Source organism: Uliginosibacterium silvisoli (assembly GCF_036017035.1).
Lineage (GTDB): Bacteria > Pseudomonadota > Gammaproteobacteria > Burkholderiales > Rhodocyclaceae > Viridibacterium > Viridibacterium silvisoli.
The window spans coordinates 1,056,686-1,079,269 of the sequence record NZ_JAYXHS010000002.1 but is presented as its reverse complement, the minus strand read 5'-3'; the positions used below and the strand labels follow the sequence as shown (position 1 = coordinate 1,079,269).

Sequence of the window (22,584 nt, the reverse complement as noted above, 5' to 3'; positions counted from 1 at the left end):
GCAATAAATTCGTTCAGCGTCAGTACTGGCTCTCGGTACCGAGCCTTTAGTGCGATGCTTCCTGGCGCAGGAAGACACGCGCCACGATGTTCAAGGCCAGCACACCCAGCGTGATCAGCAGCACACCCGCCCAGGCAAGGTTCTGCCACTCGGTAAATGGGCTCATGGCGAAGCGGAAAATCGTGACCGGCAGATTGGCCAGCGGATCATTCAAGCTGGTGCTCCAGAACTGGTTCGACAGCGCGGTAAAGAGCAGCGGCGCGGTCTCGCCAGCGATGCGTGCGACCGCCAGCAAAATGCCGGTTGCAACGCCCGATTTTGCAGCGCGCATGGCGATCATCATGATCATCGTGCGCTTCGGTGCGCCGAGTGCGAACGCAGCCTCACGCAGGGAATTCGGCACCAGCATGAGCATGTTCTCGGTCGTACGCACCACCACCGGCACTACGATCAGGGCCAGCGCAACCACACCAGCCCAACCCGAGAACCGCCCCATGTGCGCAACCACCATGGCATACACAAACAACCCGATGACGATGGAAGGCGCCGACAGCAGAAGGTCATTGACGTAGCGCGTGATGCGCCCTAATGGGGTCTTCACGCCGTACTCGGCAAGGTAGATACCCACCAGCACGCCGATTGGCGAGCCAACGAGCGTACCCAAGCCGACCATCATGAGACTGCCTACGATCGCATTCGCCAGACCGCCTTCAGCCGTTCCCGGCGGCGGCGTCATCTTGGTGAACAGATCCAGCGACAAGCCGCTGATGCCGAGCTGCAGCACGGTAAAAAGAATCCATGCGAGCCAGAACAGGCCAAAGGCCATTGCCCCGAGCGATAGCGTCAGCGCAACCTTGTTGACCAGCTTGCGCCGCTTCAGAATTGTCAGAGCCATTATTTCGTTCCTTCGTTACGCGACAGGCGAGCAAGGAACAGCTTCGAGATCATCAGCACTACCAGGGTGATGACGAAGAGGATCAGACCCAGCTCCATCAACGCAGCGGTGTGCAGGCCAGGGCCCGCCTCGGCAAACTCGTTGGCCAATGCCGAAGTAATGCTGTTGCCCGGCATGAACAGCGAGGCTGAATTAAGCATATTGGTGTTGCCGATCACGAAGGTCACCGCCATCGTCTCGCCCAACGCGCGACCCAGGCCGAGCATCACGCCGCCAACGACGCCAGCCTTGGAGTGCGGCAAGACCACACGCCACACCACCTCCCAGGTCGTACAGCCCAGACCATAGGCCGACTCCTTGAGCATCTGCGGGGTGACGAGAAACACATCGCGCATGACAGCGGCGATGAATGGAATGATCATGATCGCGAGGATGATGCCGGCAGACAGCAAACCGATACCCATCGCAGGGCCATTGAACAAGGCACCGATGAGCGGCAATTTGCCCAGCGTGGCCGACAGCACCGGCTGCACATACTCGGCAAATACGGGTGCAAAGACCAGCAAGCCCCACATGCCGTAAACGATACTGGGAATGGCCGCCAGCAACTCGATGGCAGTACCCAGCGGACGACGCAGCCAGGCTGGCGACAGCTCGGTGAGGAACAGCGCGATACCGAAACTGACCGGCACTGCGATGATCAGCGCGATGATGGAGGTCACGATGGTGCCGTACATTGGCACCACCGCACCGAAGCGCTCCATCGGCGGATTCCACTCCGTTGTCGTCAGGAAGCTGAAGCCGAAATGACTGATGCTGGGCCAGGCAGCAATGGTGAGCCCGACGATGATGCCGGCAAGCGTCATCAGCGTCAGAAAGGCGACCGAGCGTGTCAGCCACGCGAAGGCAATATCACCCAGATCCGTCTTGCGACGTCTGATAACGCCTTCTGCCTGCGTATTCACGACCACACTCTCCATCATGGGACCCTCCGAAGCCAGGATGGCTCCGGAGCTTGCCCCGCCAGAACCCAGCGAAACAGTCATGGGATTCTACTTTACTTGGCTGAGAAGACTGGTTTGCCGGCAGCGTCTTTCACGCCGTCCCACGACGTACGCACCAGCTTGGTCGTTGCGTCAGGCAGCGGCACATACTCCAGCTCTTCCGCCATCTTGTTGCCGTTCTTGTAGGCCCAGTCGAAGAACTTCAGGACTTCAGCACCTTGAGCAGGCTTGTCTTGCGACTTGTGCATCAGGATGAAAGTCGCGCTGGTGATAGGCCAGCTTTCCTTGCCCGGCTCATCGGTCAGGATTTCGTAGAAGGACGCATCCCACTTGGCGTAGGCAGCGGCAGCCTTGAAGGTGGTGTCATCAGGTTGCGGGAACTGCTTGTCCTTGTTCTGAACCAGAGCATGGGTCAGCTTGTTGGTCTTGGCGTATGCGTATTCAACATAGCCGATCGAACCCGGTAGCTTCTGCACGAAAGCCGACACGCCTTCGTTACCCTTGCCGCCCAGACCGACTGGCCATTGTGGCGCGGTGCTTTCACCAACCTTGGTCTTCCACTCTGCGGAAGCCTTGGACAGGTAGTTGGTGAAGACGAAGGAAGTACCCGAACCGTCAGCGCGGCGCACGACACCGATATCGCTGTCAGGCAGGTTCAGTGAAGGATTCAGTTCCTTGATGGCCTTGTCACTCCACTTGGTGACCTTGCCCAGGAAGATGTCTGCCAGCAGCGCGCCAGTCAGCTTCAGCTCACCGGGCTTCACGCCAGCCAGATTGACCACGGGCACGATGCCGCCGATAACAGCCGGGAATTGGGTCAGACCATCCTTGGTCAGTTGCTCAGGCGTCAATGGCATGTCGGAAGCGCCGAAATCAACCGTCTTGGCCTGGATTTGCTTGATACCACCACCGGAGCCGATGGACTGGTAGTTGATCTTGTTGCCGGTCGCCTTGTTGTAAGCATCGGCCCACTTCGCATAGATGGGAGCCGGGAAGGAAGCGCCAGCGCCGGTCACTTCAGCGGCGGTTACTGCCAGAGACAAGCTGGCAAAGGCGGTGGCGACAACAACAGAAATCAGAGTCTTGCGCATTGCGTTTCCCCATTGGGTGAGTAAGAACGGCGCCAGATTATTTCCATTGTGTTACAGGGATATTTCAGTGCTCCATGACAGTCTCGCCAAAAGGGCAGAGTTCGAGCAAACGCCAGCAAACACTGATATTTGAGCGGCGAACAAGAAAAACGGCGACCCTTGGGTCGCCGTTTTTCCTGATACGCCTGACGACTTGCGTCAGACCGAAATATTCATGATGTCCTGATAAGCCGTAACCAGCTTGTTACGCACTTGAACCATCTGCTGGAACGAGATATTGGCCTTCTGGAGGTTGATCATGACGTCCTGCAGATTGACATTGGAGTCACCGGCAGAGAAGTCCTGCGACATCTGCTGGGCACTTTCCTGGGCCTGGCTGACCTGTTGCAGGGCACCTTGCAGGGCTTGCGCGAAGTCAGCACCCGCAGTTGGCTGCGCAGACGAACTCTTGCCGGCCGCCAGCTCTGTGGATGCCTTCAACTGCCCGATCATCTGTTCAATGCCACGTGTGTCCATGGTCGCCCACCTGTTAATCCCGGTAAAACCTAAGCAGCTTGCATGCCAAGAAGCCAGCCCCCGGCACGCTCATAGATCGGTATAGCCCTCTTCGCGGTATTGCTGCAACTTGTAACGCAAGGTCCGTTCCGAAATCCCGAGCTTCTCGACAGCCTTCTTGCGCGAACCGCCCACTGCCTTGAGGGTATCAAGAATGTGCTGACGCTCAAGATCACGCATGCTTGCGGGCTTCTCTCCCGGTGCTGCATCCGTTTGATTTGATTGCCTTTCAAGCGCGCCGTGACCCGCACTCGCTCCTTCGTATGCGAGATTCGCCGCAAAAGCCTCCGTGGCGGAAGTCATCTGCGAAGGAGCGCCCGAATCCGGCAAGCACAGACGCACATCGTCAGCCGAAATCGTGTCACCGGAGGCAACGATGACAGCGCGCTGGACCGTATTTTCCAGCTCACGAACATTGCCGGGCCAACGCCAGTCGGCAAGAATTGCCGCAGCCTCATCGGCAATTCTTGCCGTTTTGCCGATTCTTTCGCCGTGTCGCTCAATGAAATACCGCGCCAGCGGCAATACATCCGCCGGTCTTTCGCGCAAGCTGGGGATAGCCAGTGGAAACACGTTGAGGCGGTAGAAGAGGTCTTCGCGGAAACGCCCGGCCTGCACCTCGCGCATCATGTCGCGGTTGGAGGTGGAGAGGATGCGGATATCCAGGGCAATCGGCTTCTTGCCGCCAACCCGCTCCACTTCGCGCTCCTGCAACACGCGCAGCATCTTGGCCTGAAGGCCCATCGGCATTTCCGAAATTTCGTCGAGCAGTATCGTGCCGCCCTGTGCCTGTTCGAATTTGCCAGCCTGCGATGTTTGCGCACCAGTAAAGCTGCCTTTCTCGTAACCAAACAAGGTCGCTTCGAGCAGGTTTTCCGGAATAGCCGCGCAGTTGATGGCCACGAACGGCCCGGCACGGCGGCGTGAATGCTGGTGGATATAGCGGGCAAACACTTCCTTGCCGGTACCGGACTCGCCGGTCAGCATGATGCTGGCGTCAGTCTCCGCAACCTTGGCTGCCAGCGCGAGCACGTTCTTCGTGCGCGCATCGGCGGCCACCATATCGTCCTGAGTCGGCGCCACCGTGGCATGGCGGCGTACGTTCTCGAGCAGCACATCCGACTCGAACGGCTTCATGAGGAAGTCGCACGCGCCGCCGCGCATCGCAGCCACAGCCTTGTCGACGTCGCCAAAGGCCGTCATCAGCAGCACGGGAAGCTGAGCATATTTCGCGCGGATATTGCCGAGCAGCGCCAGCCCATCCATCGGATCCATGCGCAGGTCGGAGATGACCAGGTTGAAGCTGCTCGACTCGAGCTCCGCAAGCGCCTCCGGCCCACTGGCAGCGAGCTTCACGCGATGCCCGGCAGATTCGAGAATCATGCTGATGGCGTCACGCAGGGCGGCGTCATCATCGACAACCAGAATATTGAGCGCTTCTATCATCGTGGTTCCTGCTCTATGAATTCATTGGCATGTTCAGGGTGACGCTCTTCCGCGACGGCTTGCGGCAGCACCAGGCGGAACTCGCTCCCCTCACCCGGCGCTGATTGCAGGAATATGTCGCCGCCATGCGCGCGCGCGACGCCACGGGCAATCGCCAGCCCCAGACCGGTGCCGTCCGCACGCGTCGTGAAGAAAGGCTCGAAAAGTCGCGCCTGCAATTCGAGCGGAATGCCGCGGCCGTTGTCACGCACCGCAAACACCACATCTTCGCCATCCTGTGTGGCCGACAGCGTCACCTTGCCGTCGTCGCTCAGCACCTGGATGGCATTTTCCAGAAGGTTGATCAAGGCCCCGGCAATCTCCTTGCGATTGCCGAACAGGCGCTGGCCGACCGCGCGGCAATCCTGGCTGAAAGCAACGCCATGCCGTTGGGCCACCGGCTCTATCGTCGCGCTCAGCTCGAGCAGGAGATCGCAGACCCCGAACACTTCACGCCCAAGCGCTTCTCCGCGCGCGAAGATCAGCATGTCCTTGATGAGTTTTTCCAGATGGCGCAGCCGTTCGACGGCACGGTCGGCCACCTTGGCGCGCTCCGGCGCCGGCAACTGCACGCTGGCCAGATGTCCGGTGTAGAGCAAGGCCGCTGCCAGTGGCGTGCGTAGCTGGTGTGCCAGCGAGGCCACCATTTCGCCCATGGCGGCGAGCCGCTCGTTACGCGCCGCCGATACACGCATGCGCCAGGCTTCGGTGACATCGTGCAGCAGAACGATGCGCCCGCCAGTCGTGCTTTGCGCGGTTGCGGAAATCGAGATGCGCGCCTCGTCCACCTTGCCAGCCAGGGCCCATTCGCCGGGTGTATCGGTCGCCACGAAGGCGGTCGCCGCGAAGCCCTGCCATTCCACGCCGGTCACATCGCCCAGCATGTCCTGCGCAGCCCGGTTGATCTGTTCGACTTTGCCTTGCTGGTCCAGCACCACCACACCGGCGGGCAAGGCGGCCAACAGCAAATCGAGACGCTCGGTCAGCACGCCCACCTGCCCCTGCAAGCCGCTATAAGCGTGCGTCAGCTCGTCGGATGCGCGCGCAAAGGCCTGGAAGGCTTCGGCAAGACTTGCCGCATCCATGGCCGGCGCAGCCGCCAACGATGGCATTGCGCCGGGCAGCGAGGCTGTTAGGTCGAGAGTTTGAGGCGTGGAATGGGCCAAGGTGATTTCAGGACAGGTTCAGGTTGGGCGCATTGAATAAAGGCTTCTCACGGCATCGCACTTTAGGCGCCGGGCGGCAAGGCGTGCAGGTGGAGAAGGCGGCAGAACTTGCCGCTTATCAAACAGTAACTGGCAAGGTGGCCAGCGCAGAATGCGCCATCACAAATGGGTTTCCGTCCGCCTTTTTCGCACCCGGGACGGGAAACACAAACGCAAAGACGCCATGGCCGCCGAAGACACTCTTGCCGCACCCGTGCCCTCGCCTCTTCAGGTGATCGCGGACAATCTGAACAAGTTGAGCCAGCGCCAGAAGATTGCTGGCGCCATCGCGCTCGCGGTCGCCATCGCGCTGCTCGTCGGCGTCTGGCTGTGGAGCAACAAGCCGCAATATTCGATCCTCTTCTCCAATATCGCAGAGAAAGACGGCGGCGCCATCATCACGGCCCTGCAACAACAGAACGTGCCCTACCGCGTCGAGAACGGCGGATCGACCATCACGGTGCCGGAGAACCGCGCCAATGAACTGCGCCTGATGCTGGCATCGCAAGGCCTGCCCAAGGGCGGCCTGGTGGGTTTCGAATTGCTCGAGACGCAAAAGATCGGCGTGTCGCAATTCAACGAACAGATCAACTACCAGCGCGGCCTCGAGGGCGAACTGGCGCGCACCATCCAGTCGCTGTCCGCAGTCTCCGGCGCGCGCGTACATCTGGCCATTCCCAAGCAGTCTGCATTCCTTCGTGACGAACAGAAGCCGACGGCATCCGTCGTCGTAGCCCTCGTGCCGGGCCGCAAACTGGAGCCGCAACAACTCGCCGGCATCGTGCATCTGGTCTCCGCCAGCGTGCCAGAGCTGTCGTCGGACCAGGTCAGCATCATCGACCAGAACGGCAACTTGCTGACGCGTGCACGCGACCCACGTTCGATGGGGCTCGACTCGACGCAGCTCGGCTACGTCGAGGAAGTGGAAAACAGCTACAGCAAGCGCATCGAAACCATCCTCGCGCCGGTACTGGGCCAAGGCAATTTCCGCGCGCAGGTGACCGCCGATGTGGACTTCGACTCCACCGAGCAGACTTCGGAAACCTACAAGCCGAACCCGTCGCCGAACACGGCGATCCGCAGCCAGCAGAGCAACGAGAACATCACCAACCAACCACCACCGGCAGGCGTGCCCGGCGCCTTGAGCAATCAGCCGCCTGTACCGGCCACAGCGCCGATTACTTCTCCACCGGTACTGGGCCAGGGCACTGCCGCACAGAGCGCACCGCTCACATCGAACAAGAGTTCAACGATCAATTACGAAGTCGACAAGACCGTGCAGCACATCAAGCGCTCGCTCGGCTCGGTGAAGCGCCTCTCAGTTGCGGTGGTGGTTAACAACCGTAGCGAGAAAGACCCGAAAGGCGCGGTGAAGATGGTCTCGCGCAGCGAAGACGAGATGGGCAAGATCGACGCCCTCGTGCGCGAAGCCGTGGGCTTCAACAAGGAACGTGGTGACACGCTGAACCTCGCCAACACGCCATTCACGGAAGTGGCACGTGAAGATGTCGCCGAGTTGCCGATCTGGAAAGACCCGTCGAATCTGGCTCTGGCCAAGGAAGCATTGCGTTGGCTGCTGCTGCTGGCTGTAGTTTTCTTCATCTGGCGCGCCGTCATCCAGCCGCTGATGGTCACCGTCATGCCGCCGCCAGCCGAAGCCGGCGAAAAGGGCGAAGACGGCGAACCGATGATGTCCGCCGACGGCACGCCGATGGCTGCGGAAGGCGCGACGGAGGAAGACCAGGACATCCCGCCGGAAGTGCTGCAGGCAGAGCTTGCCAAGATGAGCTTCGAGAAGAAGGTGGCACGCGCCAAGGAGATTGCGGCGAAGGAGCCGAAGATGGTCGCCCAGATGTTGAAGGAATGGATGGGGAGTACGCCAAGTGGCGAAGGACGCTAACGAAGGGCTGGAAAATTGCGCCATGCTGCTGCTCACCCTGGGGCCGGATGACGCCTCGGAGGTGCTCAAGCACATGTCGCCGCGCGAAGTGCAGAAGCTCGGCGCTGCCATGGCCAAGCTGCCGCCACAACCTCGTGAGCGCGTCGAGAAACTCGTCGAGAAGATGCAGCTCTACGCTGCACACGGCTCGCACATCGAGCCCGACGAAGAGACGATTCGCGTGATGCTCACCAAGGCCCTCGGCGATGAGCGCGCCGCCAACCTGATCTCGCGCGTGTTGCAGGGCTCGGACACGGCGGGCATCGAATCGCTGAAGTGGATGGACGCCGCTACCGCAGCGGACCTGATCAAGAACGAACACCCGCAGATCATCGCCACGATCCTGGTGCACCTCGAGTACGACCACTCCGGCGAAATCCTCAAACACTTCACAGAGCGCCAGCGTAACGACGTGCTGCTGCGCATCGCCACGCTGGACGGTGTGCAACCGACCGCACTGAAGGAACTCAACGAAGCCCTCACCCGCGTACTTTCGGGTTCGACCAATACGCTCAAGAAGACCTCGATGGGTGGCACACGCCACGCGGCAGAAATTCTCAACTTCGTCGGTAACGCGGCGGAGACGGCGATTCTCGACAACGTACGCGAATACGATCCAGACCTCGCACAGCGCATCCTCGACGAGATGTTCGTGTTCGACAACCTGATGGATATCGATGACCGTGGCATCCAGGTCGTACTGCGCGAAGTTCAGTCAGACCAGTTGGTGCTGGCCCTCAAGGGCGCCAGCCCCGAAATGCGCGAGAAGATCTTCAAGAACATGTCGACACGTGCGGCTGAAATGATGCGCGAGGATCTGGAGTCGAAAGGCCCGGTGCGTCTCTCCGAGGTAGAGGGCGCGCAGAAGGAAATCCTGAAGGTCGCGCGCCGCCTCTCGGAAGAGGGGCAGATCGTGCTCGGCGGCAAGGGCGGCGACGACTCGTTTGTGTGATCTGCAGGTTTGATCTTCGGCTCTCTTTCTGGCTCCAGAACCCGGAACGCAACACGGTAAAAACTCGTGGCATCAGTCATCCATAACAATCAGGCCTCAGGCGCCTACCAACGCGCGGAATTCGTCAATTTCGACCGCCCTGCACGCTCGTCGACCAGCGTTGAGCAGAAGGTGTCGGCGGCGCCGGAAGAACCCGTCGATGACCGCCTCGAACTGGCCCCCGGGATCACCCTGCCGACGGCCGAAGAAATCGACGCCATGCAGCAGGAAGCATGGAAGGAAGGCTACGCATCGGGCTACGAGGAAGGCAGTGCACGCGGTCGCCTCGAAGCCGCCGAGTTGCATCAGCTGCTGCAATCCATGCACGCAGCGCTCTCCAATCTCGACCAGGAAGTGGCCGAGGAAATCCAGGCCCTGGCACTCGAGGTTGCACGGCAGGTCGTACGCGACACCTTGAATGTGCAGCCGGAGAGCGTCATCGCGGTGATCCGTGAAGCCTTGACGCAAGTGCCGCAGCAAGGCGCGACTGTGCGCGTCAATCCCCTCGACGCGGCCCTGGTTCATCAATACCTGGGCGAACAGTTCGGCACCACCGGTCATCGGCTGCGCGAAGACGAAGCCGTGGAGCGCGGCGGGTGCCTGATCGAATCCGAGGGAGGTCAGATCGACGCGCAGATCAGCACACGCTGGCGACGCGTCGTCGAGAACATCTCGCGCAGTGCAGCGCAATTCGCAGAAGAGTGACCTCCGAAGACTGAATACCCGGACCCCTGGCAGCAATCCCCCGACATTCACTTCAAGACGACACGCAGGCTCACATGGAACACTTCGGTCAGAACTGGCGCGCGTTTCTCAAGGACTGCCGCAAGCTCTCGCGCGCCGCGCCCGCTTTCCAGCACTCAGGTCGCCTGACGCGCATCAATGGCCTCGTCATGGAAGCGGCCGGATTGAAGCTGCCGCTTGGCTCGGGCTGCCGCGTACTGGTCCCCGGCGGCGGCGGTGTCGAGGCAGAGGTTGTCGGCTTCTCCGGCGAGAAGCTGTTCATGATGCCGACCGATGATGTGTTCGGTCTGGCGCCGGGCGCGCATGTCATTCCGAACGAACCGGTCCAGCCCGTTGCTTCCGCCGCGATCCGCGTCGAGCCACGACGTCGCGCATCCGACCGCGCCAAGCACTTGCCGGTGGGCGACGGCCTGCTCGGCCGCATTCTCGACGGCGCCGGCCGCCCCCTCGACAGCCTCGGCCCGCTCGACACCACGCAAGCACGCTCGCTGCAGAGCCGGCCCATCAATCCGCTGGCGCGTGCGCCGATCGATCGCAGCCTCGACGTCGGCATCCGCGCCATCAACAGCCTCATGACGGTCGGCCGGGGCCAGCGTCTGGGTCTCTTTGCCGGCTCGGGCGTCGGCAAGTCGGTGTTGATCGGCATGATGGCGCGCTACACGGCGGCGGATGTGATCGTCGTCGGGTTGATCGGCGAACGCGGTCGCGAAGTGAAGGAATTCATCGAGCATAACCTTGGCCCCGAGGGTCTGGCACGCTCGGTCGTGGTCGCGGCTCCCGCAGACACCAGTCCGCTGATGCGCCTGCAGGGCGCAGCCTACGCCACCACCGTGGCCGAGTACTTCCGCGATCAGGGCAAGCACGTGCTGCTGATCATGGACTCGCTCACCCGCTACGCCATGGCGCAACGCGAAATTGCTTTGGCTATCGGCGAACCCCCTGTGACACGTGGCTACCCACCATCGGTTTTCGCGCGCCTGCCCGCACTCGTCGAGCGCGCCGGCAACGGCCCCGATGGCGGCGGTTCAATCACAGCCTTCTATACCGTGCTGGCCGAAGGCGACGATCAGCAGGATCCGATCGCCGACTCCGCACGCGCGATTCTCGACGGTCACTTCGTGCTGAGCCGCGCGCTGGCCGACCAGGGGCACTACCCCGCCATCGACGTGGAGCAATCCATCTCGCGTGCGATGCACGGCCTCATTCGCCCCGCTCACTTCGATCTGGTGCGGCGCTTCAAACAATTGTTCTCACGCTATCAACGCTCACGCGATCTGATTGCCGTTGGTGCGTATCAAGCCGGCGCCGACCCCCTGCTGGACGAGGCGGTACGCATGTACCCGGCGCTGGAGGCCTTCCTGCAACAGAGGATCGAGGAGCAGGCAGATTTCGAAGCCAGCCTCTCCGGTCTTTACAGCCTGTTCGGCACACAGCGCCAGTAATAGAGCCAGGAGTGATTCATGAGCGCCCAGAACAATCCGATCAAGACCCTGCTCAACCACGCACATGAAAAGGTCGATGCCGCCACCCGACGACTCGGCGAGCTGCTGGCGAGTGAGCACGCTTGTGAGGTGAAGCTCGACATGCTCGTGCAGTACCGCCTCGAGTACCGCAACCGCTTCATGCAGGCTGCGCAGGACGGCATCGGCCCGGATGCCTGGCGAAACTATTCAGGCTTCATCGCCAAGCTCGACGATGCCATTGCCTTGCAACAGAACATTGTCGACCAATCCAAGCGTCAGACGGCCAATGGCCAGCAACAGTGGGTGCACGAACGCAACCGCATGAAGGCGTTCGATGCATTGTCGCAACGGCAGATCCAGCAGGAGCAGCGGCAACAGAACAAACAGGAACAGAAGATGAGCGATGAATACGCCGTCAAGAACTTCCGCAAGGAAGAGGAATAAGGCCGCTGTAGCCGCGTGGAACCGGCATCTCCCCAACTGGCATAGGCTTTGCTGTAACGCTGTCACAGATCATTGCAAGCAGATCGCTGAACGACGCTACTCAAAGGACAGCAGCCATGCCCGAAGTCAATAACGTTTCGCCCATCCTGCCCGTTGCCGCGGCAGCGCCTGCACAAGGCAGCGGCAGCAATAGCGCAGTGTCGCAGGGCGACGGACAGTCGTCTTTCTCCCAGGTTCTCCGCGACAAGCAGGCCGCCGCAGACAAGGCAAACACGCCAGAACCCGCGAAAACACAGGCCAAGAGCAAGACAGACAAGGCCGATGGCAAGTCTGACGCGGCAGCCACAGATGAAACCGTGGAAGACGAAGCCGTAGCCCGAACCCCTGCCGAACTCGCGCAGCTGCTGGCGGCAATGGCCAATACCCAGAACAACGCTACAAGCACTGGCAATGCCGGTGACGTTGCCGCAGATGCAACAGTTGGCGATGCCACGGGTAAAGCCGCAGCCGATACCGGCATCATGGCTTTGCTGCCGAAGGACGACAAAACTGCCGCGACAGCGGCAAACCTTGCCGGCGCAACGGCAACAACGACGACTTCGGGCGAACAGACGCTGGCCAATCAAGCCCTGCTGGCGAAAGCCGACGTCAAGGACAGCCCCGCTGGCGGTAGCTCGAATGGCGATCAACCCAGCGAGAAGCAACCACTCCTGCAGGTCGCTGGTCAGGGCGATGCCGACAAGGCACGCGCTGCCGCGAACGAGAGCGACACAAGCTTTGCGGCAGCACTCGACCGGGCCAGCCAGAACGCCGAAGTGCGCACGGGCATGCAGCCCACCAACGCCACGCAAACCCAATCGACGCAAGCTACGACAACCCACACGGTGGCCACGCCGGTCGGCCGTCAAGGCTGGGCAGATGAAATCGGCCAGCGTGTGTTGTGGACCGCGAAAACCGACAGCAGCCGCGCCGATCTCATCCTGACCCCACCGCAGCTCGGCCGCATCGAGGTGTCGATCCAGATGAACGGAGACCAGGCCAGCGCCAGCTTCCTGGTGGCCAACCCGGTCGCACGTGAAGCCTTGCAGGACGCCATGCCAAAGCTGCGCGAACTGATGTCACAAGCCGGCATCCAGCTCGGCCAGGCCGATGTCAGCGCGGGCCAGAGCGGCCAGAACAGTGGCCAGAACGAACGTCACCAGAGCGGTCGCAGCGGCATCGGTAACGGGCTCTTGAGCGGCGACAACATGATTGGCGCGACGTCTGGCCAATGGACGCGCCAAGGCACCGGCCTCGTCGATACATTTGCCTGATTTCAAAGCCTGATGCGTCCCCCGCCATCCACCGCAACAACGTGGCAAGGCGGGTAACCGGCAAGGAGTTTGTGTCTCAACCCTTCATTTGCTACCGGGTTTGTCCGTTATTCAAGGCTTGGCGAAGTGTTTCGACACGCGACAATACCCTGACACTGCAAGGTAAAACACATGGCATCCAAGGAAGTTAAGAAGGAAGAAGGCGCAGACGCAGCGCCACCGAAGAAGAGCAAGAAGCTGCTGATCATCATTGTTGGCGTGGTGGTCGTGACCTTGGCACTGGGTGCCGGGGTGGGTTACTTGATGGGTCACAAGAAGCCCGCGGGCGATGGCGCACACGGCGAGGAAGCCAGCGCCGAGAGCAAGCATGAAGAGAAGAGTGGAGAGCCGAAGAAGCCGCCGGTGTTCGTGGCGCTGGAGCCCTTCACGGTCAACCTGCAAGCGGATGCCAGTTCGGGCGAGCAGTTCCTGCAGGCCGTCGTTTCGCTGCGTGTGGCAGACGAGAAGAAGGGCGAAGAACTGAAGGCGTACATGCCGCAGATCCGTCACGAAATCCTCGGCCTTGCTGGCGCCAAGAAGGCGGCTGAAATCACGACCCCGGAGGGCCGCGAGGCTCTCGCCGAAGACATCAAGGACACGGTTAACGAAGTGCTTGGATATGAACCGCCCAAGCGCTCCAAGCGCAAGAAGAAGGACGAAGGCCCTGACGAAGATGCGCCCGTCATGGCTGTTTTCTTCACCCAGTTCATCGTTCAGTAACGTTAGTGACAAACCAGCGATTACCAGCTCGAGCATAGAAGATGGGCCAGGACTTTCTCTCCCAGGACGAGGTTGACGCGCTACTGCGCGGCGTCACCGGCGACCTCGACGAACCGGAATCCGGCGGCGAGGAAGGCGGTGGCATACGTTCGTACGACCTCGCCACGCAGGAGCGTATCGTCCGCGGCCGCATGCCGACGCTGGAGCTCATTCACGAACGCTTCGCCCGCTACCTGCGCATCGGCCTGTTCAACTACATGCACCGCAATTCGGAGGTCTCGGTCGGCCCGATCCGCGTGCAGAAGTACAGCGAGTTCGTGCGTAACCTGGTGGTGCCGACCAACCTGAATCTGGTGCTGGCCAAGCCGCTGCGCGGCACGGGCCTGATGGTGTTCGATCCGGACCTCGTGTTCCTCGTCGTCGACAATATGTTCGGCGGTGACGGACGTTTTCACACACGCGTCGAAGGTCGCGATTTCACCGCCACCGAGCAACGCATCATCCAGGGCCTGCTCAAGGTTGTGTTTGCCGAATACGAGCGTGCCTGGGCACCGGTATTCACGCTGCAGTTCGAGTACATCCGCTCGGAAATGAATTCGCAGTTCGCCAATATCGCCACGCCCAGCGAAATCGTCGTCGCCACGACTTTCACGCTGGAGTTCGGTGGCGCGCAAGCGGACATGCATATCTGCTTCCCGTATTCGATGGTCGAGCCGATTCGCGACGTGCTTTACAGCTCGATGCAATCGGATCACATCACGCAGGACAAGCGCTGGATCAGCCTGATGACCAAGCAGGTCCAGAGCGTGGATATCAACCTGACGGCACGCCTCGCCACAGCCACTGTGTCGCTGCGTGACATCGTCAATTTCAAGATCGGCGACGTGATTCCGCTGGATATTTCAGAGAATGTCCAGGCTGCGGTTGACGGTGTCGGCGTACTGGAATGTCAGTACGGCGTTCAGGGTGGTCACTATGCCCTGAAGGTGGATCGCTTCATCCCGCCGGAAGACACCGAGATCAACCTGATTGCCGCCAAACTTGGGAGTACCGACCATGGCTGAAGAGAACTCCACCGACGTCGCAGAAGACGATATCACCGACGACGACTGGGCCGCCGCGATGCAGGAACAGGTGGTGGCGGATGCCGCCGCCGCCGAGGCTGCGGTCGCACAGCCAGCCAGCTTCCAGAACTTCGAGGCGGGCAGCGGACCGAAGGCGACGTCGATGAACGACTTCGACCTGATCCTCGACATTCCCGTACAACTCACGGTGGAGCTGGGTCGCACCAAGATCTCGATCCGCAATCTGCTGCAACTCGCGCACGGCTCCGTCGTCGAGCTCGACGCACTGGCAGGTGAACCAATGGATGTGCTGGTGAACGGCACCCTTATTGCCCAGGGCGAAGTGGTCGTGGTGAACGACAAGTTCGGTATCCGCCTTACGGACATCATCACGCCATCGGAGCGCGTACGTAAGTTGCGTACCTGAACACCCGTCATTCCCGCCTGCGCGGGCATGACGAGTTCGCCCGGGCAGACGCCCTGCCAGTTCCGCCCCACCTCTCCCGGCAAGATTTGCCGCCGCTTTTCGCCGCTTCTCCCGTCAAGCATCTCCGCTCGCTGCCTTTACCCTACGTGCATTGCAGACTCCGCACGTACACGCAGTGAAGCCCATCGTCACAGCCCTGTTCACCGCCCTGTTTTTCCTGCCCGGCAATGCAGCCCACGCTGCCGAAGGCATGCCGTCAATGGCCAGCAGCGTCGCGCAGATGATCTTTGGACTCGTCATCGTCCTCGCCGCCCTGTTCGGTGTGCTGGCCATGTTGCGCAAGCTGCAAGGCGGGCGCACGCACCTTGTCGGCGGCCTCAAGGTCATTGGTGCAACCTCCGTCGGCCCGCGCGAGCGCGTCGTGCTCGTCACTGTCGGCAGCAAGGTGCTGGTACTCGGCGTCACCCCCGGCCGCGTCAACGCCCTGCACACGCTTGAAGCCAGCGAGTTGCCGCTGGCACCGGAGCCCTCTCCGGCCGCCCCTAACGATTTCGCGGCCCGCTTGCGCCAGATGCTGGAGAAGCGCCATGCAGGTTAAGTCGCTCACGCGCAGCCGCAGCTTTGCCTTGCTCGGCAGTCTGCTGTGCCTTGCCAGCGCATTGCCGCTCGACGCATTCGCGCAAGGCATTCCGGCCCTGACTTCAACACCTGCCGCAGGCGGCGGCACCACTTACAGCCTGCAGGTGCAAACCCTGCTGTTGATGACGGCGCTGACCTTCATCCCGGCAGTGGTGCTGATGATGAGTGGCTTCACGCGCATCGTCATCGTCATGTCCATGCTGCGTCATGCCATGGGCACGCAGACCTCGCCACCCAACCAGGTCATCGTCGGCCTGTCGCTGTTCCTGACCTTCTTCGTTATGTCACCCGTCATCGACAAGGTCTACACGGAAGCGTGGGTACCGATGTCGACCAACCAGATCCAGTTCGATGAAGCGCTCACCCGCGCCTCGGTACCGGTCAAGGCCTTCATGCTCAAGCAGATGCGCGACAGCGACCTGACCCTGTTCGCCAAGCTCGCCAAGGTACCCAAAGTCGAGAAGGCCGCCGACCTGCCGATGCGCGTCATCGTGCCGGCCTTCGTGACGAGCGAGTTGAAGACCGCCTTCCAGATCGCTTTCATCATCTTCCTGCCCTTCCTTGTCATCGACATGGTGGTGGCCTCGGTGCTGATGTCGATGGGGATGATGATGATGTCGCCCGTCATCGTCTCCCTGCCCTTCAAGATCATGCTGTTCGTGCTCGTCGATGGCTGGAACCTGGTTATCGCCTCGCTGATACGCAGTTTTGGCTAGTAAAAACAGAGAGGAGCTGAGAGGGAAGAGTGAAGGGCAAACATTTCCGGGCGGCATGTCGCCCGCATGCTCCGACTCCTCACTCTTCTCTCCTTGTTCATCACCAGGAGTAGACATGACCCCAACCACCATCATTGCGCTCGGTCGCGAAGCGCTCTACATCGCCCTGCTGGTCGCCGCACCCATGTTCATCGCGGCACTGGCTACGGGGCTCTTGATCAGCATCCTGCAAGCAGCAACGCAGATCAATGAAGCCACGCTGTCTTTCGTACCGAAGCTGGTCATCATGTTCGGCACCCTGGTGATGGTTGGCCCGTGGATGATCACACTGCTGACCGACTACATTCGGCGCCTGTTCGAGTCAATTCCCAATGTCATAGGCTGACGCCGTAACGGAAAACGCGCACCCCGCATGTTCACGATCACCTCGGCCCAGCTGGATGCGCTGCTCCTCGCCTACACCTTTCCAATGGTGCGGGTCATGTCCTTTCTCGCGGCCGCACCACTGTTCAATAACGTGGCAATCCCGCGTCGCGTCAAGTTGATCGTCGCGCTCGCCGTCGGATTTGCGATTACGTCTGCGCTGCCGCCTCAGAATCTTGCCGCACCCGGCAGTGATGTCGGCCTCGCCATTCTCGGCATGCAGATCCTCATCGGCGCAGGCATGGGCTTCGCGATGCGCGTGGTCTTCGCGGCACTGGATGTCGCGGGGGAATTGATCGGCCTGCAGATGGGCCTGTCATTCGCGACTTTTTTCGACCCGCAAAGCCAGAGCCAGACCTCGGTCGTGGCCGAGATCATCGGCATCGTCGTCTCCTTGCTGTTCCTGGCGCTGAACGGACACCTGATGCTGATCCAGGTGCTGATACGCAGCTTCGAGTGGTTGCCGATATCGGCGAACCCGGTGCATGCAGAGGGCTGGCTATTGCTCGCGCGCAGCGGCGCGATCGTGTTTGCCACGGGCCTGCTGCTGGCGCTCCCCGTGGTCGTCGCGCTGCTGATCACGAATATCGCCCTGGCCGTGCTGACCCGCGCCGCGCCGCAACTCAATCTGTTTGCCGTCGGCTTTCCCATCACCTCGACGGTGGGCATCGCCGTCATCTGGCTGACGCTGCCCACCCTCGCGAACGTGCTGGAGCAGATCTTCGATCAGGGCTTCGAAGGCATGGCGCTGCTGGTCCGCGTGTGGACGGGCACCTGACGCCCCTCTTCCCGGCTCACGCCTGCAAGCGCAGCAAGGTCAGGGAGTATTGCTGCGCAGCGCCGACAGGCGCGCCGCGTAGCGCTCCATGGTCTTGTTATCCCCGCCCTGCTGCGCGAAGCTCATGCCGGCACTAAGCAGATCAGTATCCGCAGGGCGAAGCACCAGCGCACGGTCAATCTCGGTAAACGCCGCGCGCTGACTGCCGAATGAGTGCAAGGCGACGGCATAGACATACGCATAGCGGGAGTTCGCCGGCTCGATCTGCGTTGCACGCTTGAGCGCTTGCAAAGCCTCGTCATTGCGTCGCAGACGTGTCAACGCCAGGCCTTGTGCGTGCAACATGCTGGCATCGTCTGGCATGATCGCCAGGCCTTCACGCAGCACCTGCTCGGCCATCGCATCGTTGCCCTGGCCGCGATACAGATCGCTAAGGTTGACCAGCGCCGGCACATATAGCGGCCGCATCGCAGCAGCACTCTTCAGCTCCGCTTCAGCGTCGCCGACCCTCGCTTGTCGCAGGTAGAAAGACCCCAAGGCGACACGCCCCTCCGGGCGATCCGCAAGATAGCGCTGAGTCTGCTCGTACTCGGTCGCCGCGCGGGCAAAGCTGGCACTCTGCGCCGCATCGAATGCCGACGCTGGCGCTTCGGCAAGGGAGCTTGCCGCTTCCATGCGCACGACGCGCAGAGGATCGTCGAGCAGCGGCGCAATGAGCGGCACGCGCTGCGCCGGCGGCATCGGTGCCAGCCCCTGGATGCTCGCCATGCGCATCAGAGGATCGCTGGAGAGCAGCCCGCTTCGGATGGACACGAGCGCCTGCGGCGAAGGAAATCCTTGCAAGGCCCGGAGCGCGGTAGCCTTTGCGATAGCCGGCGCTGTCGCCTCGTTGGCGAGGGTCGTCAGGTCATGCCGTGCCGTCAAAGCCCCTTGTCTTCCCGCCTGCAGGGTTGCCGCGAACTTCTGGAAACCTTGCGGCGCGTGCTTGTACCACTTGCGTACCGCGTCGTCGGCCCACTTCGGCGGTTTATCCGTGTGGCAGCTATTGCACGCATTGGGCGTCCCCATGCTCACCGAAAGGTCCGGCCGCGGAATGCGCAGACTATGGTCGCGACGTGGATCGACGACCATGTAGTCCTTTGCCGGCATGTGGCAGTCCGCGCACTGCGCACCCGCCTTGTGGAAGGTATGCGCCGGCGTGTCGTACCTGGTCGGCATGTGGCACTGCGCGCACACCGCGTTACCTTCTGCACGCAGCTTGCCCGAGTGCGGCTCGTGGCAATCACTGCAGGTCACACCTGCGTGGTTCATCTTGCTCTGCAGGAAAGAGCCCCAGATGAACACTTCATCCTGCTGCTGGCCGTCGGCGTGATAGAGCCCCTGCGTCAGCAAGGCGGGCTGGTAGTGGTCCATGAAGGGCTTGCCTGCCTGATAACCCTCGGCAACTTGCGCTCTCCGTGCATGGCACTGCGCGCAGACATCCATCTCACGCTGGCTCGTGCGCGGCACGCTGCGCTTCGAATTGCCTGTTGCTGCGTCAGGCTGCCAGAGCACCCCATGACGTTCGTCGAGCTTGACCGTCAGGCCCGCTGCGGGATTTGCATCCTGCTTCTTTGCCAGTTCGACATGGTTGGCGCCGGGGCCATGACAGGCCTCGCACCCCACGCTGATCTCCGACCAGGTGGTCTTGAACGTGTCGGCCTGCGCGTCGTAACCCTTCTGCAGATTCGTCGAGTGGCAATCCGCACACATGAAATTCCAGTTCTGCGAGCGCTTGGTCCAGTGCAGTTCATCCTTGAAATCGACGCGCTCTTGCGGGTAAAGGTGGAACCAGCGCTGGCCGCCCTTCTCCTTCGGGCGCGTATCCCACGCAACGCCCAGAGCCTGCAGACGGCCATCCGGAAACTCGACGAGGTATTGCTGCAGGGGCTCGACGCCGAAGGTGTACTTCAGCTCGAAGTCTGCCAGCTTGCCGTCCGGCCCGTCCGTGCGCACAAAGTACTTGCCGTCGCGGCGGAAGAAGCGCGACTCGACGCCGGCGTAACTGAAACGCGCATCGTTGAAATCGCCCAGCGCAGTCTCGGCGCTGAGGTGCTGCATCGCATGACGGTGTTGAGACTTGTCCCAGGCAGCATATTGCGGGGCATGACAGGACTGGCAGGCCTGACTTCCGAGGAAACCGGCATTGAGCACCGCGTGTTCTGCTGGACTGGCAGCGCTCACTTCCGGCACTGCCGGCGCACGCCCTTTCAAGAACCAGCCGGCAACGACCACGAGCAGGGCAAGCACCAGAGCCAGCCCCCCAAGCAGCGGGGTCACGCGCAAGGGCTTGCGCTGCGCTGGTGCGCTCTGTTCCTCGGTTCTTGCCGGCTTCAGCGGCGGCGTCGTTGCTTTGGCCTGCCGGCCCTTCCTGGAAGATCTGGACATCTTGCAACCGCGAGGACGAACGAGTGGCGATAGTATCGACAATCGACGAAGTCATGCAAAAGAACGCCGAGCCAGCCGCCAGCCCTCAAAGGCTCTGATTGCTCGCCAAAACCGGACCCGGCGCAGCCCCGAGGGTTTGTTACAATCCTGCCGGTCGGGAGGCCACGCCAGCCCGGAATCCAGTCACCTACCCAACTTTTGCCTATCTGCCCGCACTTCCATGTCGAAACCCATTGAGTTCAAGGCCGGTACGCTTTCCGCCATGTCGGCAGTCATTCGCGAACTCGACAACGTGCGCCTTTCGGACAGCATGCACACCATGCTGGGCGGGCTGGGCGAATTCTTTGCAGGTGAAGCGACAGTCATCGACCTGACGCAGCTGGTCAAAGTGCCCGACCGTGCCGACTGGGCCGGCCTGCTGAGTTTGCTGCGCCGCTACGGCCTGCAACCCATCGCCGTGCGCCACGCCCCCGAACATCTTGTCGAAAGTGCCCGCAAGGCCGGGTTGGCCGTGCTGTCAACCGACGCGGGCCGCATGACGGGCGAACGCACGGTCACGGCTCCTACAGCAGCCCCTGCCCCGGCGCCGGTGGCTGCCGCGGCACCAGCTCCAGCACCCGCCGCCGCAGAGCCCGCCCAAGCCAGCCTCGACATGGCGCCACCGGTGGTCAATGCGAACACCATGATCATCGAGCGCCCGCTACGCTCCGGCCAGCAGATCTACGCCAAGGGCGGCGATGTCGTGATCCTCGGCGGCGTGAGCAATGGCGCAGAAGTCATCGCCGATGGCAGCATCCACTGCTACGGCCCACTGCGAGGCCGCGCACTGGCCGGCGCACAGGGCGACACCAAGGCGCGCATCCTCACCACCAGCTTCGGCCCGGAACTCGTCTCCATCGCCGGCGTGTATCGCACCTTCGAGCGCGGCATTGCCGCCAACCTCGCCGGCAAGCCTGCGCATGCCGTATTGCGTGCCACGACTCCGGGCCAGCAGACACTGAATATCGAAACACTGCAGCTCGACTGAGCCTGCAGCAAAACATGAAGAAGCATTGAGAGAGAAGGAAATCACCGTGACAAGAATTGTCGTCGTTACCTCGGGCAAGGGTGGAGTAGGCAAGACAACCTCCAGCGCCAGCTTCGCCTCCGGGCTGGCCCTGCGCGGCTTCAAGACGGCCGTCATCGACTTCGACGTCGGCCTGCGCAACCTCGACCTGATCATGGGTTGCGAGCGTCGTGTGGTGTATGACTTCGTCAATGTCATCAGCGGCGATGCCAACCTGCACCAGGCGCTGATCAAGGACAAGCACTGCGAGAACCTCTTCGTGCTGCCCGCCTCGCAAACCCGCGACAAGGATGCGCTGAGCGAAGAAGGTGTCGAGAAGGTCATCAACGACCTCAAGCACATGGGCTTCGACTACGTGATCTGCGACTCACCCGCCGGTATCGAACATGGCGCCATCATGGCTCTGACCTTCGCCGACGAAGCCATCGTCGTCACCAACCCGGAAGTCTCCTCGATCCGCGACTCCGACCGCATCCTCGGCATCCTGCAAAGCAAAAGCCGCCGCGCACGCGATGGCCAGGAGCCCGTCAAGGAGCACCTGCTGGTCACGCGCTACAGCCCGAAGCGTGTCGAAGAAGGCGAAATGCTTTCGTACAAGGACGTACAGGAACTGCTGCGCATCCCGTTGATCGGCGTCATCCCCGAATCGGAAAGCGTGCTGCAGGCCTCCAACGCCGGCACCCCGGTCATCCACACCAAGGATGAAGATGCTGCCAGCGCTTACCAGGACGTCGTTGCACGCTTCCTCGGTGAAGAACGCGAACTGCGTTTCGTGAACTTCGAAAAGCCGGGCATCTTCAAGCGCCTGTTCGGAGGCTGATCATGTCCTGGCTCGAAAAATTCTTCGGCAGCAACCAGCCCAAATCCGCCTCGCTGGCCAAGGAGCGCCTGACCCTCGTCATCGCCCACCAGCGCGACGCGGAAGACAAGACGCCTGACTTCCTCCCTGCCCTGCAGAAAGACCTCGTTGCGGTGATCTCGAAGTACATCAAGATCAACCCGGATGACATCCGCGTGCAGATGGAAAAGAAGGGCAACTACGAAGTACTTGAAGTAAATATCGTGATGCCGGAACCTACGGCCAAAGCACGATAATTTTTCGCGTCGCGTGCGCCGCCCGCCTTCATCAGATCGAGGATGTCGCGGTGGGTGGAGC

23 protein-coding genes are annotated in these 22,584 nt (G+C 61.5%); 16 read left to right on the top strand and 7 right to left on the bottom strand.

The window, feature by feature from the left end; genetic code table 11:
* Window positions 1-46: 46 nt before the first annotated feature.
* The 6 genes from pstA to VVD49_RS14530 form a co-directional block, all read right to left on the bottom strand.
* A complete protein-coding gene (gene pstA, locus VVD49_RS14555) occupies window positions 47-895 on the bottom strand; it encodes a phosphate ABC transporter permease PstA (protein WP_327599904.1) in 849 nt (282 codons plus the stop codon).
* Window positions 895-1,878: a phosphate ABC transporter permease PstC gene (pstC, locus tag VVD49_RS14550; protein ID WP_327599903.1), complete on the bottom strand. Its 984-nt coding sequence runs from the start codon at window positions 1,876-1,878 to the stop codon at window positions 895-897. The genes pstA and pstC overlap by 1 nt, the downstream gene beginning before the upstream one ends.
* A gap of 74 nt (window positions 1,879-1,952) precedes the next feature.
* Window positions 1,953-2,990 (bottom strand): phosphate ABC transporter substrate-binding protein PstS, encoded by a 1,038-nt coding sequence (gene pstS, locus VVD49_RS14545; RefSeq protein WP_327599902.1) that lies wholly within the window; start codon window positions 2,988-2,990, stop codon window positions 1,953-1,955.
* A gap of 198 nt (window positions 2,991-3,188) precedes the next feature.
* Window positions 3,189-3,506 carry a flagellar hook-basal body complex protein FliE gene (gene fliE, locus VVD49_RS14540; RefSeq protein ID WP_327599901.1) on the bottom strand — a complete coding sequence of 106 codons (318 nt, stop codon included), beginning with the start codon at window positions 3,504-3,506 and terminating at the stop codon, window positions 3,189-3,191.
* A gap of 69 nt (window positions 3,507-3,575) precedes the next feature.
* Window positions 3,576-4,991, bottom strand: a complete 1,416-nt coding sequence (locus tag VVD49_RS14535) for a sigma-54-dependent transcriptional regulator (RefSeq protein WP_327599900.1) — start codon at window positions 4,989-4,991, stop codon at window positions 3,576-3,578.
* Window positions 4,988-6,142 (bottom strand): sensor histidine kinase, encoded by a 1,155-nt coding sequence (locus VVD49_RS14530; protein WP_327599983.1) that lies wholly within the window; start codon window positions 6,140-6,142, stop codon window positions 4,988-4,990. Before VVD49_RS14530 ends, VVD49_RS14535 begins: the two co-directional genes overlap by 4 nt.
* A gap of 277 nt (window positions 6,143-6,419) precedes the next feature.
* On the opposite strand from VVD49_RS14530, the gene fliF reads away from it, so the two are divergent.
* The 13 genes from fliF to fliR all read left to right on the top strand — a co-directional run bounded on the left by fliF (window position 6,420) and on the right by fliR (window position 17,935).
* Window positions 6,420-8,135: a flagellar basal-body MS-ring/collar protein FliF gene (gene fliF, locus VVD49_RS14525; protein ID WP_327599899.1), complete on the top strand. Its 1,716-nt coding sequence runs from the start codon at window positions 6,420-6,422 to the stop codon at window positions 8,133-8,135.
* A gap of 22 nt (window positions 8,136-8,157) precedes the next feature.
* Window positions 8,158-9,126: a flagellar motor switch protein FliG gene (fliG, locus tag VVD49_RS14520; protein WP_416384900.1), complete on the top strand. Its 969-nt coding sequence runs from the start codon at window positions 8,158-8,160 to the stop codon at window positions 9,124-9,126.
* Between the two features lie 66 nt (window positions 9,127-9,192).
* On the top strand, window positions 9,193-9,870 hold the full coding sequence (locus VVD49_RS14515) for a flagellar assembly protein FliH (RefSeq protein ID WP_327599897.1): 678 nt from the start codon (window positions 9,193-9,195) through the stop codon (window positions 9,868-9,870).
* A 74-nt stretch (window positions 9,871-9,944) separates the two neighbouring features.
* Window positions 9,945-11,351, top strand: coding sequence for a flagellar protein export ATPase FliI (gene fliI / locus VVD49_RS14510; protein ID WP_327599896.1), 1,407 nt, complete (start codon window positions 9,945-9,947; stop codon window positions 11,349-11,351).
* Between the two features lie 18 nt (window positions 11,352-11,369).
* Window positions 11,370-11,816 carry a flagellar export protein FliJ gene (gene fliJ / locus VVD49_RS14505; protein WP_327599895.1) on the top strand — a complete coding sequence of 149 codons (447 nt, stop codon included), beginning with the start codon at window positions 11,370-11,372 and terminating at the stop codon, window positions 11,814-11,816.
* A gap of 116 nt (window positions 11,817-11,932) precedes the next feature.
* On the top strand, window positions 11,933-13,129 hold the full coding sequence (locus tag VVD49_RS14500; RefSeq protein ID WP_327599894.1) for a flagellar hook-length control protein FliK: 1,197 nt from the start codon (window positions 11,933-11,935) through the stop codon (window positions 13,127-13,129).
* A gap of 171 nt (window positions 13,130-13,300) precedes the next feature.
* Window positions 13,301-13,888 carry a flagellar basal body-associated FliL family protein gene (locus tag VVD49_RS14495; RefSeq protein WP_327599893.1) on the top strand — a complete coding sequence of 196 codons (588 nt, stop codon included), beginning with the start codon at window positions 13,301-13,303 and terminating at the stop codon, window positions 13,886-13,888.
* Between the two features lie 41 nt (window positions 13,889-13,929).
* A complete protein-coding gene (gene fliM, locus VVD49_RS14490) occupies window positions 13,930-14,952 on the top strand; it encodes a flagellar motor switch protein FliM (protein ID WP_327599892.1) in 1,023 nt (340 codons plus the stop codon).
* Entirely contained in the window at window positions 14,945-15,379 is a 435-nt protein-coding gene (gene fliN, locus VVD49_RS14485) for a flagellar motor switch protein FliN (protein WP_327599891.1), read from the top strand. Before fliM ends, fliN begins: the two co-directional genes overlap by 8 nt.
* Before the next feature lie 175 nt (window positions 15,380-15,554).
* The gene (gene fliO / locus VVD49_RS14480; protein ID WP_327599890.1) at window positions 15,555-15,977 is read left to right on the top strand and encodes a flagellar biosynthetic protein FliO; all 423 of its coding nucleotides are present in this window, start codon (window positions 15,555-15,557) and stop codon (window positions 15,975-15,977) included.
* Window positions 15,967-16,734, top strand: coding sequence for a flagellar type III secretion system pore protein FliP (fliP, locus tag VVD49_RS14475; RefSeq protein WP_327599889.1), 768 nt, complete (start codon window positions 15,967-15,969; stop codon window positions 16,732-16,734). The genes fliO and fliP overlap by 11 nt, the downstream gene beginning before the upstream one ends.
* Window positions 16,735-16,849: 115 nt before the next feature.
* A complete protein-coding gene (gene fliQ, locus VVD49_RS14470; RefSeq protein WP_327599888.1) occupies window positions 16,850-17,119 on the top strand; it encodes a flagellar biosynthesis protein FliQ in 270 nt (89 codons plus the stop codon).
* A 27-nt stretch (window positions 17,120-17,146) separates the two neighbouring features.
* On the top strand, window positions 17,147-17,935 hold the full coding sequence (fliR, locus tag VVD49_RS14465) for a flagellar biosynthetic protein FliR (RefSeq protein ID WP_327599887.1): 789 nt from the start codon (window positions 17,147-17,149) through the stop codon (window positions 17,933-17,935).
* A 39-nt stretch (window positions 17,936-17,974) separates the two neighbouring features.
* On the opposite strand, the gene VVD49_RS14460 is transcribed toward fliR, so the two are convergent.
* Window positions 17,975-20,362, bottom strand: coding sequence for a multiheme c-type cytochrome (locus VVD49_RS14460; RefSeq protein WP_327599886.1), 2,388 nt, complete (start codon window positions 20,360-20,362; stop codon window positions 17,975-17,977).
* A 220-nt stretch (window positions 20,363-20,582) separates the two neighbouring features.
* Here VVD49_RS14460 and minC point away from each other — a divergent pair, with 220 nt between their 5' ends.
* From minC to minE, 3 genes are read left to right on the top strand one after another with little or no spacing between them, the layout of a single operon-like run.
* Window positions 20,583-21,389 carry a septum site-determining protein MinC gene (gene minC, locus VVD49_RS14455; protein ID WP_327599885.1) on the top strand — a complete coding sequence of 269 codons (807 nt, stop codon included), beginning with the start codon at window positions 20,583-20,585 and terminating at the stop codon, window positions 21,387-21,389.
* Window positions 21,390-21,435: 46 nt separating this feature from the next.
* Window positions 21,436-22,248, top strand: a complete 813-nt coding sequence (gene minD / locus VVD49_RS14450) for a septum site-determining protein MinD (protein ID WP_327599884.1) — start codon at window positions 21,436-21,438, stop codon at window positions 22,246-22,248.
* A gap of 2 nt (window positions 22,249-22,250) precedes the next feature.
* On the top strand, window positions 22,251-22,523 hold the full coding sequence (gene minE / locus VVD49_RS14445) for a cell division topological specificity factor MinE (protein ID WP_327599883.1): 273 nt from the start codon (window positions 22,251-22,253) through the stop codon (window positions 22,521-22,523).
* Window positions 22,524-22,584 lie beyond the last annotated feature (61 nt).

Coding starts and splice junctions, on each gene's coding strand:
- pstA (WP_327599904.1), bottom strand. CDS start 895: ATGGCTCTGACAATTCTGAAGCGGCGCAAGCTGGTCAACAAGGTTGCG.
- pstC (WP_327599903.1), bottom strand. CDS start 1,878: ATGATGGAGAGTGTGGTCGTGAATACGCAGGCAGAAGGCGTTATCAGA.
- pstS (WP_327599902.1), bottom strand. CDS start 2,990: ATGCGCAAGACTCTGATTTCTGTTGTTGTCGCCACCGCCTTTGCCAGC.
- fliE (WP_327599901.1), bottom strand. CDS start 3,506: ATGGACACACGTGGCATTGAACAGATGATCGGGCAGTTGAAGGCATCC.
- VVD49_RS14535 (WP_327599900.1), bottom strand. CDS start 4,991: ATGATAGAAGCGCTCAATATTCTGGTTGTCGATGATGACGCCGCCCTG.
- VVD49_RS14530 (WP_327599983.1), bottom strand. CDS start 6,142: ATGCCATCGTTGGCGGCTGCGCCGGCCATGGATGCGGCAAGTCTTGCC.
- fliF (WP_327599899.1), top strand. CDS start 6,420: ATGGCCGCCGAAGACACTCTTGCCGCACCCGTGCCCTCGCCTCTTCAG.
- fliG (WP_416384900.1), top strand. CDS start 8,158: ATGCTGCTGCTCACCCTGGGGCCGGATGACGCCTCGGAGGTGCTCAAG.
- fliI (WP_327599896.1), top strand. CDS start 9,945: ATGGAACACTTCGGTCAGAACTGGCGCGCGTTTCTCAAGGACTGCCGC.
- fliJ (WP_327599895.1), top strand. CDS start 11,370: ATGAGCGCCCAGAACAATCCGATCAAGACCCTGCTCAACCACGCACAT.
- VVD49_RS14500 (WP_327599894.1), top strand. CDS start 11,933: ATGCCCGAAGTCAATAACGTTTCGCCCATCCTGCCCGTTGCCGCGGCA.
- VVD49_RS14495 (WP_327599893.1), top strand. CDS start 13,301: ATGGCATCCAAGGAAGTTAAGAAGGAAGAAGGCGCAGACGCAGCGCCA.
- fliM (WP_327599892.1), top strand. CDS start 13,930: ATGGGCCAGGACTTTCTCTCCCAGGACGAGGTTGACGCGCTACTGCGC.
- fliN (WP_327599891.1), top strand. CDS start 14,945: ATGGCTGAAGAGAACTCCACCGACGTCGCAGAAGACGATATCACCGAC.
- fliP (WP_327599889.1), top strand. CDS start 15,967: ATGCAGGTTAAGTCGCTCACGCGCAGCCGCAGCTTTGCCTTGCTCGGC.
- fliQ (WP_327599888.1), top strand. CDS start 16,850: ATGACCCCAACCACCATCATTGCGCTCGGTCGCGAAGCGCTCTACATC.
- fliR (WP_327599887.1), top strand. CDS start 17,147: ATGTTCACGATCACCTCGGCCCAGCTGGATGCGCTGCTCCTCGCCTAC.
- VVD49_RS14460 (WP_327599886.1), bottom strand. CDS start 20,362: ATGTCCAGATCTTCCAGGAAGGGCCGGCAGGCCAAAGCAACGACGCCG.
- minC (WP_327599885.1), top strand. CDS start 20,583: ATGTCGAAACCCATTGAGTTCAAGGCCGGTACGCTTTCCGCCATGTCG.
- minE (WP_327599883.1), top strand. CDS start 22,251: ATGTCCTGGCTCGAAAAATTCTTCGGCAGCAACCAGCCCAAATCCGCC.